Consider the following 12927-nt stretch of genomic DNA (forward strand, 5'->3'; position numbering starts at 1 on the left):
TCCTGGACGCTACTCTAAGCGAGATCTGTGTCAATCAGTTCGAGCGAGACTGGACCTCGAGCGAGGCTCCGGTCGCAGGGACCTCGCGCCCGCGCGGGACTCTCAGGGCGCCGGCGGCACTCTCGTGGTGTGGTGGAGCAAGCAGCGCCACACGTCGTCGTGGAGCTCCCAGACAGCGCTGAAGATGATCGTGTTATCGTGCTTCTGGCCGCTCTTGACCTCGCCCAGCGCATAGTACACGCCGCTCGCGATGATCAGGTCGTCGCGAATGAAGCGGACCTCCATCTGTCGCATCTCCTGCGAGTAGAAGGTCATTGTATCGACCAGGGCCAGGTATTCGTCCTTGTCGCGTCGCACGCCGAAGTAATCAACGTACCGCCAGCCATCGGCCAGGTGCCGGTCGAAGAACTTGTAGTCTTTGTCCGGGCCCCCCACGGCCTTCACCCAGCCCCGGTAAAGCTGGATCATCGCTTCCCTTGCCTGCTCTGTGGTCACCGTCGACATGCTCTTCCTCCCTCGCACGGTAGGCCGCCTGCGAGGCGTTCACGATCGCACGGATGGATGCCGCCGTCACCAGCCGGCGGAACGCGCGGCCCCTCAGCTCATTCCTGAGCCTGCGACGAAGCGAGTGCTCGACGCAGGTGCTCGGCGAGGACAGGCACGTTGGGTGGCAGGTTCATGGTGATGTGGTTCCCGGGCACGTCGTGCAGCACGAGGCCCCCGAGGGCGAGGTCGATCCAGCCATGAGACGGGTTGGCCACGCTCAGGGCGTCGCGCTCGCGGGCCTGGAAGAAGAGGATCTGACCGGGATAGCTGCGGGGCACGTAGCTCAGGGCAGCCTGCAGGTTGGCGGTGACGATCTTGCGGAAGCTCGCGAGTTCGGGGAGCGCCAGGTTGGGGAACATGCGGGAGACACCCTTTTTGCCGCGGAGAATGTTGAGGAGCTGCTCGTCCGCAGAGAGGTGCCGGACGTCCTCCGTGATTGCGTTGAGCCCCGCATCGCCGCTGATCAGGTAGGCCAGGCGCTCCGTGCTGTCGAGGTGATGCTGGGGAAACACCGCCGCTGGCGATGGCGTGTCCATCATGGTGAGAAGCGCCACGCGCTGGCCCCCGGAGATGAGCTGATGCGCCATCTCGAAAGCGACGATGCCGCCGAAGGAGGCCCCGCCGAGCAAGTAGGGGCCTTCCGGCTGGATCTGCTTCACGGCCTCCAGATAGCGCGCCGCCATCTCCTCGATGCGGGCGAGCGGTGGTTCCTTGCCATCCATGCCTTGCGCCTGCAGGCCATAGACAGGCTGCGCAGGATCGAGGCACATCGCCATGTCGTGATAGAAGTAGACGTGCCCCCCGACCGGGTGCATGAGGAACAGGGGCCGCTCCGTTCCCGGCTTGATGAGCACCAGGGAGCCTGGGAGCGTGCGCGCCGGGCGACGTCTCGACACCGAGGTGGACGAAGGAGAATCGGACTGCGCAATCAGCTCGGCCAGCGCTGCCACGGTGCGCGCGTTGAGCAAGCTGTGACCGGGCAGATCCATGTTGACGACACCACGCAGCCTGGAAATGACCTGCACCGCGAGGAGTGAATCGCCGCCGAGGGCGAAGAAGTCGTCATGGACGCCGATACGGTCGATGCCGAAGAGTTTCTCCCAGGTCTCCGCGATGGCCCGCTCCAGCGGATCCCGGGGGGCCACGTAGGCAGTTCCCAGATCGGGCCGCGGGTGAACCGAGCGCGGAATGCTGTCCGACTCGACCTCCTTCGAGGGCGGCGCGATCGAGCCAGGGGCCTGGCGGGGAGCTGCCTGCTCCTCGCGCCTGGCGACGATGACCTGAGGGACCGGGTTGGTCAGGATCCGCATCAAGGCGTCCAGCGCATCCTCGCGGGTGAGCGACGCCGCGAAGGCTCCCGATCTGGTCGAATCCGCCTCCTCGCGCTCCTCCACCCGGGGCCCCTCCGAGAATTGCCAGGGATCCCAGTCGATGGCGATGGTGAGCGGGCCATCCACGGCTGCCGGCCGCTGCGCAAAGGCGTCGAGGAACATGCTCGCAGCGCTCTGGGTCGCCAGGCGGGCACCGCCCAGGTTGGCCTCGCGTGAAGCGCACAGGATGATGAAATCGGGCCGGAACCCCCGGAGGGCGTCGTCGAGGACCAGGGCGCCCTGGAGCTTGGGTCCAAGGACGGCGTCCGCCGACTCCCGCGTCGTCGCCTGGATCGTGTCCGTGCGGGTGATCCCTGCCGCGTGGATCACCCCGTCGATGCGACCGAAGCGCTGGCGTGCTTCGGCGATGGCAGCCCGCATCTCTTCGGGCTGCGTGACGTCCGCCTTGAGGAGAAGGACCTCGCCCCCCAGCTTCTCCATGTGGAGGATCGACCGGAGCCTGCGCCGCAACGGCTCCCCTTCGGGGCTCGTGCTGGCCAGGAGCGTCCCCCACGTCTCTCGGGGGGGGAGCACAGTGCGGCTCGTGAGCACCAGCTTTGCGCGCGCGACCCGCGCGAAGTGCTCTGCGAGCGTCGAGCCCAGGAGACCCAGGCCACCGAGGATGACATAGACCCCTCCCTCCCGGATGCGGGGGGGCAACCCCTCGGGGCGATCCATGCGGGCCGGCTCGATGGTGCGGATCCAGCGCTCTCCATTGCGATACGCAATGACCGACTCGGTTCGTTCGAGATTCACTTCAGCGAGGATCTGATCGATGAGCCGCCCTTCCTGCAGGGTGCGCGGCTCCGGCAGATCGACGTCGATGCAGATCGTCGAGACGTTCGGGTATTCGCGCGGGATCGATCGGCACGGGCCGAGCACCGTGCATTTCTCGGGGCAGAGCACGGCAGTCTCGGTGACCTTCTGCATGTTGCTCGTCACCACGCCGAGGCGCACCTCCTCGCGCAGCCCCGAGGCACCCACCGCCTGCGCGAGCGCCACCAGGCTGTGGAACCCGAGGATCTGGGCCGCCTCGAGGCGGCTGGCGTCGAGCGGGGCGCGCACGGGTGGCGCGACCCCCCAGAGGAACAGGATCATCGAAGGGACGCGGTTCATCGCCCGGAGCGCGCCGAACACGGAGGCGTGATCGGATGCGCTCGCAGGATCGACGACGAAGGCGCTCGCCCCATCCACGGCGAAGCCCGCCCCGGGCCTCACGGTGATGACCTCGTAGCCGTCGCGGCGGAGCCGGATCTCCACCCGCGCTCCGAGCCCATGGCTGTCTGCATACAGCAGGCAGCAGCGCCCTCCTCGGGGCCGCGCCGAGGGCTTCACGGAGCCAGAGAGCACCGAGCGTTTCCAGGTGGGTAGCTGGAGTGTCCCCACCGGCGCTGGCGCTGGACGCGCCGGCGCACGGATCGGCCCGGCGCTGACGGGCGGCGGCGGATCGATCCAGAACCGGCTGCGCTCGAAGGGATACGTGGGGAGCGAGACCCGCCGGCGCGGCTCGTGGGTGTAGAACCCTGACCAGTCGATGCGGATCCCGGAGAGCCAGAGCTGCCCCAGCGTCTCCATGAGGAAACCGGCGTCGGACTGGCGGTGTTGCGGGTGCCGGATCGACGACAGCACGACCCGACCCGTACCGCGGCTCGGGTGCTGTCTGGCAAGCGTGGCGAGGACGCGTCCCGGCCCCACTTCGAGCAGCGCACGCGCGGGATCGGCGAGCACCTCGCCGAGGCCCGCGAGGAATCGCACTGGCTCGCGCAGGTGTCGCGCCCAGTACTCGGGGCTCTGCGCCTCGGACGCCGACAACCAGGCTCCGGAGAGGTTCGAGGCGATCGGGATCTTCGGAGGCCCCCTGCGGGCGCGGCGAACTGCCGCGGTGAACTGAGGAATGATGGGTTCCATCATCGACGAATGGAACGCGTGCGACGTCTGCAGTCGCTGCGACTCCACGTCGCGCTCGGCGAGCAAGCGGTCGTCGAGATCCTGCAGCGCCTCCAGGGGCCCCGCGACCACACACGACGACGGACCGTTGACCGCGGCCAGCGAGAGCTCGCCGCCGAGGTACGGCTGTAGCTCGGCCTCCGGAAGCGGAACGGAGAGCATGCCCCCGGCGGGCATCTCCTGCATGAGCTGCCCTCGCTTGGCGACGATGGTGAGAGCGTCCTGCAGCGGGAAGACCCCGGCCAGGCAGGCGGCGACGTACTCGCCGAGGCTGTGGCCGATCATGGCCGCCGGCTTGACCCCCCACTCCATCCAGAGCGTCGCGAGGGCATACTCGATCACGAAGAGCGCTGGCTGGGCCAGTCGGGTCTGCTTCAGCAGCTCCGCAGCCCACGCCTCGCGCGAAGGCGGTGGGTAGAGGACTTCCCGGAGATCGAGCCCGATCTCCGGCTGGAGCATCGCGGCACAGAGATCGACACCCGCGCGGAAGGTCGGCTCCCGCTCGTAGAGTTCCTGGGCCATGCCCACGTACTGGGTCCCCTGCCCCGAGAACATGAAGACCACCGGGCGGTCGATGGCTTCCTCCATCTGGGTCAGCACGCGGCGATCTCCCAGCGTGGAAAGGAGGGTGGCCGCCTCTTCACCGTCCTTGCAGATCAGCATGCGGCGGTGCGGGAATGCCTTCCGACCCACCTGCAGCGTGAACGTCACGTCGGGCAGGCTGATCTCCGGGTGCTCCTTCAGGTAGGTCACCAGGTTCTCGGAGACGCTATCGAGCGCCGTCCTCGTGCGCGCGGAGAGCAGGAGGAGCTGCCACGGCCGTCCCCCAGGCGCTGCGGCTGCGTGCGGTGCCTCCTCCAGCACCACGTGGGCGTTGGTACCCCCGATGCCGAAAGAGCTGACGCCGGCGCGACGAGGACCATCGTCCGATTCCCAGGCCGTCAGCTCGGTGTTCACGTGAAACGGACTGTTCGAGAAATCGATCTCCGGGTTCGGCGTCCGGAAATGCAAGCTGGGGGGGATCTGGCGGTGACGGAGCGCCTGGATCGCCTTGATCAGGCCGGCGATCCCCGCGGCCGCGTCGAGGTGGCCGATGTTCGGCTTCGCCGAGGTGATCGCGCACCAGTTCTTGCGCTGGGTCTGAGAGCGCGCCCGGAATGCCCTGGTGAGCGCGGCGATCTCGATGGGATCCCCGAGCCGCGTCCCCGTCCCGTGGGCCTCGACGTAGGTGACGGTCTCGGGATCCGTCTCCGCCATGGCCAGTGCCTGCGCGATCGCTTGCGCCTGCCCCTCCACGCCGGGCGCGGTGAACCCGATCTTCGCCGAGCCGTCGTTGTTGACGGCGGAGCCACGGATCACGGCCTCGATGTGATCTCCGCTGTCGAGGGCATCCTCGAGCCTCCGTAGCAGGACCACGCCGGCGCCATTGCCCACCACCGTCCCCTGCGCCTCGGCGTCGAACGCCCTGCAGCGCCCGTCCGGAGAGAGGATCATCCCGTGGCGGTAGAGATACCCGGAGCGTGCCGGGACGTTGATGGCCACGCCGCCCGCCAGCGCGATGTCGCACTGGTAGGTGAGCAAGGCCTGGCAGGCCATGTGAACGGCCACGAGCGAGGTGGAGCAACCCGTCTGCAGCGTGACGCTCGGACCGCGGAGGTTGAGCTTGTACGAGGTCCGCGTGGCCAGGAAGTCTTTCTCGTTGGCGATGTACATCGGGTACTCCATCGCCTTGCGGAGTTCCTGGTTCGGGTAGAGGTTGTTCAGGAAGTACGTGTTGAACCCCGATGCCCCCGCGTAGACGCCGATCGCGCCTTTGAAGGCCTCGGAGTTGTAGCCCGCGTGCTCGAGCGCCTCCCAGGCGCACTCCAGGAAGAAGCGGTGCTGGGGATCCAGCATCTCGGCCTCGCGCGGGGTCATGCCGAAGAAAGCGGCGTCGAACCACTCCACATCGTCGAGGACCGCCCTGGCGCGGACGTAGCTCGGATCGGTGGCTATCTCGGGAGGCACCCCCGCCGCAGCGAGATCCTTGGAGGTGAGCTGAACGATCGATTCCACGCCGTCGCGCACGTTCCTCCAGAACTGGTCGACGTTCTTCGCTCCCGGGAACCTTCCGGCCATTCCGATGATGGCGATCCGATCTTCGGGGACGGGCTGATCAAGCGGATCCATGCGGTTTGCTCTTGGCCTGGGCTGCGGTTAGCTTCTTCCGTTTCAGAATCTCTCGCTGCTTGCGGGCCCGCGCATCCGCCTCGGCGAAATTCCCCCCCCCATCGCCGCTCGCGAGGAACGTCGCGAGCTCACCGATCGTGGGCCGCGCGAAGATGTCGACGATGGACAGGCTGACGCTCAGGGTCTCCCGGATCCGTTCGTGCAGGCGCATCAGGATCAGCGAGTGCCCCCCCAGGTCGAAGAAATTGTCATGAACGCCCACGTGCTTCAGGCCGAGCACGTCCTTCCAGAGCGCGGCGAGCTGCTCTTCGAGCTGGCTCCGGGGGGCGACCACGGGTTTGTCGGCCGGGCGATATTCCTCCGGGGCAGGTAGCGCGCTGCGATTCACCTTGTGGCTCGGCGTGAGCGGCAGCGCGTCGAGCACCACGATCGCCGAGGGGAGCATGTAGTCCGGCAACCGGGGCTGCAGGTAGTCGAGGATCGACCGCTCCATGCTCCCCGACGTGGCGGCGTCGGGGTGAGGGACCACGTAGGCCACGAGGCGCTTTTCACCGGAGTGATCGGGGCGCGCTGCGACCACTGCATCGCGCACCCCTGGATGGGCTGACAGTACCGTCTCGATCTCGCCGAGCTCGATCCGGAAGCCGCGCACCTTCACCTGATGGTCGATCCGGCCGTGGAACTCGATCTTCCCGTCGGACGTGAGTCGCACCTTGTCTCCCGTGCGGTACAGCCTCCCCCCTTTTTCGAGGCCCGTCGGATCCGGGACGAACCGCTCGGCGGTGAGATCGGGGCGGCCCCAGTAGCCACGCGCGAGCCCCTCTCCGCCGATGTAGAGCTCTCCACGGCCCCCCGCCGGGACGATGCGCATCTGCTCGTCCAGCACGTGCATCCGTGTCCCCGGGATGGGGTGGCCGATGGGAACGATGTCCCGCACCGCGCTCGTCACGTGGTAGCTGCAGGCGAACGTGGTGGTCTCCGTGGGCCCGTACACGTGAACCATCCGGCAGCCGGGGAGCTCGTTGACCACCCGGCTGATGTGCTGGGGCGACATGACGTCCCCACCCGCCAGAATCTGGCGCAGCGCGCGCATGTCCTGGAGGCGCTCCTCCACCAGAACGTGGAACAGCCCCGTCGTGAAGAACACCGTCGTCACGCCGTGCTCGCGGATCACGCGCAGCAGCTCGTCGATGGCAGGCGTCGTCGGCGGCATGACCACCAGCCGACCGCCATTGAGGAGTGGCGCCCAGATCTCGAAGGTCGCTGCGTCGAAGGACACCGGCGCGAACTGGAGGAACACCTCTTCGGGTCCGAAATGTGCGTAGTTCGTACCCTTGACCAGCCTGGCGATGGCCTCGTGAGGCACGGCCACCCCCTTGGGCCTCCCCGTGGATCCCGAGGTGTAGATCACGTAAGCGAGCTGGTCCGGTGACGCGGCCACCTCCAGATCGTCACCGCTCTCCTGTCCGATGTCGTCCCAGTCGGTGTCGAGGCACAGGACCCGAAGGCGGCCCGGCAAAATGTCCCCGATACGCGCCTGGGTCAGCAGGATCCCGGCGCGGGCCTGGTCCAGCATGAACGCGATGCGCTCCGTGGGATACGCCGGATCGAGGGGCACGTAGACGAGACCCGCCTTGAGCACCGCGAGCAGCGCGACGACCATCTCCACGGAGCGGTACATGCAGACCGCCACCCGGTCCTCCCGCGAAACGCCGAGGCGCACCAGGCGGTGGGCGAGCTGGTTGGCCCTGCGGTTGAGCTCACGGTAGGTGATGGACTCCACGCCCGAGCCACCGTTGTCGAGCATCACCGCGATCGCCTCGGGAGAGCGCTCCACCTGCTCCTCGAACAGGCGGTGCACGCAGACGTCGTGACCCGGGCCCGGGAGCGCCGTGCTCCACGCATCGAGCATCCGCTGCTCCGCGGGTGTGAGCAGGGGAAGCTCGGCGACGCGACAGGCCGCGTCGCGCGTGGCTCCGTCGAGGAGGGTCTCGTAATGGCCCACCATGCGCGCGATGGTCTCCGCGTCAAACAGGTCGGTGCTGTACTCGACGCGCCCGATGATCCCCTCCTCGCGTTCGTCGAGCTCCAGGGTCAGATCGAACTTGGACGCGCCAGTGTCCACATCGAGCTGGCTCATCGACCAGCCGTCGTCGGAGGACGGCGCGGGGGGCTCCAGCACGAACGCAGCTTGAAACAGGGGGTTCCTGCCCGGCACACGCGCAGGTTGGAGCACCTCGACGAGCCGGGAGAACGGCACGTCCTGATGCGTCAGCGCCTCCAGGCTCACGTCGCGCACCCGGCGAACAAGCTCGCCGAACGTCGGATCGCCCCGCAGATCCGTGCGGAGCACGAGGGTGTTCAGGAAGAACCCGAGCAGCCCCTCGGTTTCTGGACGGTCGCGGTTCGACGAGAACGTGCCCACCACGATCTCGTCCTGCCGCACATGCCGGAACAGCAGCGCCTTGAAGGCGGCAAGCAGGACCACGAACACTGTGACGCCCTGCTCCCGCGCCAGCGTCTTCACCCGCAGGCTCAGCTCCCGTGATAGCGCGACGCACTGGCGTGCCCCCCGGTGGGACGGTGCCACGGGGCGCGGCCGGTCGAACGGCAACTCCATGGTAGGCAGCCCGGCAAGCTGCTTTTTCCAGTAATCGACCTTCGACGCCAGGGCTCCTCCGGCCTGCTGTTCCCGCTGCCAGAGCGCCACGTCGGCATACTGGATCGGTAGCTCTGGGAGCGGCGAGGGCTCGCCCCTGGCGAAGGCCTGGTAGAGCGCCCGCAGCTCGCCCGGGAGCACCTCGAAGAGGGAGACCCCGTCCATCACGATGTGATGGGCCGTCATGAACAGCACCTGGTCCGCCTCCCCCAGCCGGACCAGAGTCGCCCTGAGCAGCGGCCCCTGCTCCAGATCGAAGGGAGCGCGCGCCTCGTCGGTGGCGAGCGCAAGCGCCCGCGCCCAGCGCGTCTCCTCGGGGAGCTGCCTCAGGTCCACCAACGTCAGGTCCATCGGCGCTGGCGCGCCGATCCGTTGCACCGGCTCGCCGCTCACCTTGGTGAAGGTGGTCCTCCAGATTTCGTGACGTCGGACCATCTCGTCGAGCGCCCGGCGGAACGCCGGCACGTCGAGGGCGCCTGGGAGCCTGATCGAGAAGGGCTCGTTGTAGAACCTGGCCCCTTCGGTCATTCCGGCGTGGACCCAGATCTGCCGCTGTCCATGCGAGAGTGGGAGCGGGCCGTCGCGGCGCGTCCTCGGGATGAACACAGGGGCTGCCCTGGAGGCGCCGCCGCGTTGCTCCTGCACGCTGCGGGCGAGGCTGCTCACCGTGCGCGACGCGAACATGCTGTGCAGCGGGATCTCGGTGCTGAAAGCGCTGCGCAACCTGGAGAGGACCCGCGCGACCAGCAGCGAGTGCGCCCCCAGCTCGAACAGATCCTCGTCCATGCCGACCCGCTCGATCCCCAGCACCTCGGCCCAGATCGCCGCGATGGTCGCCTCCACCTCGTTCCGCGGGAGCCCGAGGTCTTCCCCGCCCGTCGGGCGCTCCGGCCCGACGTCCGGGAGCGCCGCGCGGTCCAGCTTCCCACCCGCCGTCAGCGGCAGGGCGTCGAGCACCACGAACGCCGAAGGGATCATCGGCTCCGGCAGCGATGCTCTCAGGGACTCCCTCAAGGTCCTGCTGAGCGCGTGCGAGGAGCCGGTGGGGCGCTGGGGCCTCCCCTTCTCTGCGACCGATCCTGCGCCCGATGCGCCAGCAACGCCCTCGCCGGTCCGCGCGACGATGTAGGCCACGAGCCGGTCCTGGTAAGCACCCGTCGAGCGCACCACGACCGCCGCCGCGCGCACCGCGGGGTGCCGCGCGATCACGGCCTCGATCTCCTCGAGCTCGACGCGGAACCCCCGGATCTTCACCTGGCTGTCGACGCGACCCAGGAACGTCAGCGCTCCATCCGGGAGCCTCCGCACCAGATCTCCCGTGCGGTAAAGCCGAGCGCCGGGCTCACCCCCGAAGAGATCCGGGATGAACCGTGACGCTGTGAGCGCTGGCCGGCGAAGATAACCACGCGCAATGCCCACGCCTCCGATGTACAGCTCTCCGGGCTCACCGTCGGGGACCATGCGCAATGCAGCGTCGAGCACCACGCACGTCGTGCGGGGGATGGGCCCGCCGATGGGCGGAGCGGCGGCGGCGGCGACGCACTCGGCCATCGTGGTGACGCAAGACGCCTCGGTCGGGCCATAGACATTGAAGAAGCGACGGCCCCGGGACCAGCGCGCGGCCAGATCGGCGCGGCAGGCTTCCCCGCTCACGACCAGCGTATGAAGCGCAGGAAGCATGTCCTCCGCGCCCTCCGGGAGTGCCGACAATGCACTGGCCATGAATACGGCGGACGATATCGCTTCCGTGCGCAGGAACTCGACGAGCGCCGGGCCTGGCATCATCGCGGCGCGTGATCCCATGACCAGGGTCGCCCCCGTGGTGAGCGCCAGCAGGATCTCCCAGACGGACGCATCGAAGCTGAGCGACGCAAACTGGAGCACCCGGCTGCCGGGCCCTACCTCACGGAAGACCGCCTGCTGCGCCAGCGCCAGGTTCACGACTCCCCGGTGGGTCAGCTGCGCCCCCTTGGGCCGCCCGGTGGAGCCCGACGTGTAGATGACGTAGGCAAGCCGATCGGGATCTGTCGCAAGGTCCGGCAACCCGTCGTCTTCCGGGCTCGCAATCGCTGCGCACGCCTCGTCGAGCAGCACCACCTTCGCGCCGTGAGGCGGGAGCGACGCCGCGAGCCGCGCCTGCGTGAGCAGCACCGGTACCGCAGCGTCCTCCAGCATGAAGGCCACCCTGTCCGGGGGATAGGCCGGGTCGATCGGGACGTACGCCCCCCCTGCCTTGAGCACGGCGATCAGCCCGACGAGCGCCTCGATCGACCGCTCCACACAGAGCCCGACAAGCACCTCGGTGCCCACCCCCATCTCCTTCAGGCGGTGGGCCAGGCGATTCGCCTGGCGATTCAGCTCACCGTACGTCAGATGCGCCGTGCCGAAGGTGATGGCCACGGCGTCGGGGAGACGCGCGGCTTGACGCTCGAACAACTGGTGGACGCAGGCGTCCGCGTCGCTGGAGTGGGTAGAGGTCATACGGTGCACGGTCTGCAGAAAAGGTTCACGTCGAGGCACCGCCGCCGCAAGAACCCTGGCCCGATCACGAGGTGCCCTCGCGCCGGTTCAGGGGACTCGTGGAGATGCCGCAAGGCACGGTTACCCGGCTGACAGCCGGCAGCATGAGCGACATGCGCGGAATCAGCATGGGCAGGGTGAGCACCAGACTCCGGCGGCCGCCAGGTTGAATCCCCCGGCTTTCGCATGATGCCACCATTGAACCCGCTCCGGGTCAGCGGCCTGGAATACACCCCAGGTGTTTGGAGCGCATCTGATTACACACAGACATGGAACGTCCGTCAAGTGAGACATGCGGTTTTTCCTGGGTAGTCGCCTACAGGAGCGCCCGCAGAAGCGCCCACAGGAGCGCCACAGGAGCGCCACAGGAGCGACCAGACGCTCCGGTGATATGAACGGAGCCCATGCGTACGCAAAGTGAGCCTCGACGCGCCCTCCCTCGACCAATCCACGGCCGCGTCCTGGAGGTTTCCCTGGAGGCCGGAGGCCGCCGCACCATCACCATGCTCGTCGCCGGGGAGACACGCACACTCTGCGGGCTGCCGGAAGCCCCTTCGCTCGCCCCCGGTGACCTCGCGGTGGTGGACCTCCCACCCTCACCGGGCTCTCCGGATTCCACCGCACACCACGATTCTCCTCGCCTCATGTGCCTCGGCGGTCCCGCGGAGGGGGCGTGGGATCCGGAGGGCGACGCCCTCCGCTGGCTGCGCCCAGGCAAGACCCCGTCCCGCATGGAGCTGCTCTGGCAGCGCCAGACCATCCTCCGTGCGGTGCGCGGTTACTTTTATGACCAGGGCTTCCTCGAAGCCCAGACGCCGCTGCTCGTTCGCGGTACCTGCCCCGACATTCACCTCAGTCCCATCCAGGCTGGCGACGGATATCTCACCACCTCGACCGAATACCAGATCAAGCGCATGATCGTGGGCGGCTTCGAGAAGGTCTTCACCCTCACCCAGAACTTCCGCGGCGGAGACTCCGGCGCGATGCACAACCCCGAGTTCACCATGCTCGAGTGGGCGCGCGCTTTCGACACGCTCGACGCCATCGAGGACGACGCGGAAGCCCTCGTCTCTCACGCGCTCGACAGCCTCAGCCCCGGCGCCCAGCACATTCGCTACCGAGGCCGCCAGGTCCAGCTCTCGGGCGCCCGCTGGGAGCGGCTCACCGTGCGCGATGCCCTCGCCCGTCACCTCGACGTCGCGCTCGACGCGACCTTCTCCACCGAGAGCCTCCGGGCCGCCGCCGCGAGGCCCGACCTCGGCATCGAAGAGCGTTTCCGCGGAGATCCTCACGCAGTGATCACCCTGCTCCTCGACCAGCTCACCCCTCACCTCGGCCACGATCTCCCGGTCTTCCTGCGTGAATGGCCAGCGTTCATGACCACCTCGGCCGCCCTCGCCCCCGGCTCCCCTGCCCTCGCCGAACGCAGCGAGCTGTTCATCGCCGGCATCGAGATCTCCGACGGGTTCCCTTCGCTCCGCGACCCTGCGCTGCAGGAGGCCCTGTTCACCCGCGAGCTCGCACGACGCGCCGAGGAGGGCCTCCCCACCGTGGAACTCGATACGCGTTACCTGGCGGCGCTCCGGCAGGGGATTCCGCCAGGCGCAGGCATGGCCCTCGGCGTCGACCGCCTCGTCATGCTCCTCACGGGCCAGGAGAACATCCGCAATATCCTCCCCCTGTCCTGGGATGAACTTTGACCCCCCCGACCCTGGC

4 protein-coding genes are annotated in these 12927 nt (G+C 68.2%); 1 reads left to right on the top strand and 3 read right to left on the bottom strand.

Annotated features, from left to right (window positions below):
- Positions 1 to 102 precede the first annotated feature (102 nt).
- The 3 genes from CAP_RS28040 to CAP_RS28050 all read right to left on the bottom strand — a co-directional run bounded on the left by CAP_RS28040 (position 103) and on the right by CAP_RS28050 (position 11172).
- Entirely contained in the window at positions 103 to 504 is a 402-nt protein-coding gene (locus CAP_RS28040; protein WP_052376141.1) for a nuclear transport factor 2 family protein, read from the bottom strand.
- 98 nt (positions 505 to 602) lie between these two features.
- Positions 603 to 6032, bottom strand: a complete 5430-nt coding sequence (locus CAP_RS28045; RefSeq protein WP_044246651.1) for an SDR family NAD(P)-dependent oxidoreductase — start codon at positions 6030 to 6032, stop codon at positions 603 to 605.
- Positions 6019 to 11172, bottom strand: a complete 5154-nt coding sequence (locus tag CAP_RS28050) for a non-ribosomal peptide synthetase (protein WP_052376143.1) — start codon at positions 11170 to 11172, stop codon at positions 6019 to 6021. The genes CAP_RS28045 and CAP_RS28050 overlap by 14 nt, the downstream gene beginning before the upstream one ends.
- A gap of 443 nt (positions 11173 to 11615) precedes the next feature.
- On the opposite strand from CAP_RS28050, the gene CAP_RS28055 reads away from it, so the two are divergent.
- Positions 11616 to 12911 (top strand): amino acid--tRNA ligase-related protein, encoded by a 1296-nt coding sequence (locus CAP_RS28055; protein WP_081865331.1) that lies wholly within the window; start codon positions 11616 to 11618, stop codon positions 12909 to 12911.
- The last annotated feature ends 16 nt before the right edge of the window (positions 12912 to 12927 follow it).

Source organism: Chondromyces apiculatus DSM 436 (genome assembly GCF_000601485.1).
Classification (GTDB): Bacteria; Myxococcota_A; Polyangia; order Polyangiales; family Polyangiaceae; genus Chondromyces; species Chondromyces apiculatus.

What these genes read in the sequence shown, in the direction of transcription:
- CAP_RS28040 (WP_052376141.1), bottom strand. Translation starts at nt 504, where the DNA reads ATGTCGACGGTGACCACAGAGCAGGCAAGGGAAGCGATGATCCAGCTT.
- CAP_RS28045 (WP_044246651.1), bottom strand. Translation starts at nt 6,032, where the DNA reads ATGGATCCGCTTGATCAGCCCGTCCCCGAAGATCGGATCGCCATCATC.
- CAP_RS28050 (WP_052376143.1), bottom strand. Translation starts at nt 11,172, where the DNA reads ATGACCTCTACCCACTCCAGCGACGCGGACGCCTGCGTCCACCAGTTG.
- CAP_RS28055 (WP_081865331.1), top strand. Translation starts at nt 11,616, where the DNA reads ATGCGTACGCAAAGTGAGCCTCGACGCGCCCTCCCTCGACCAATCCAC.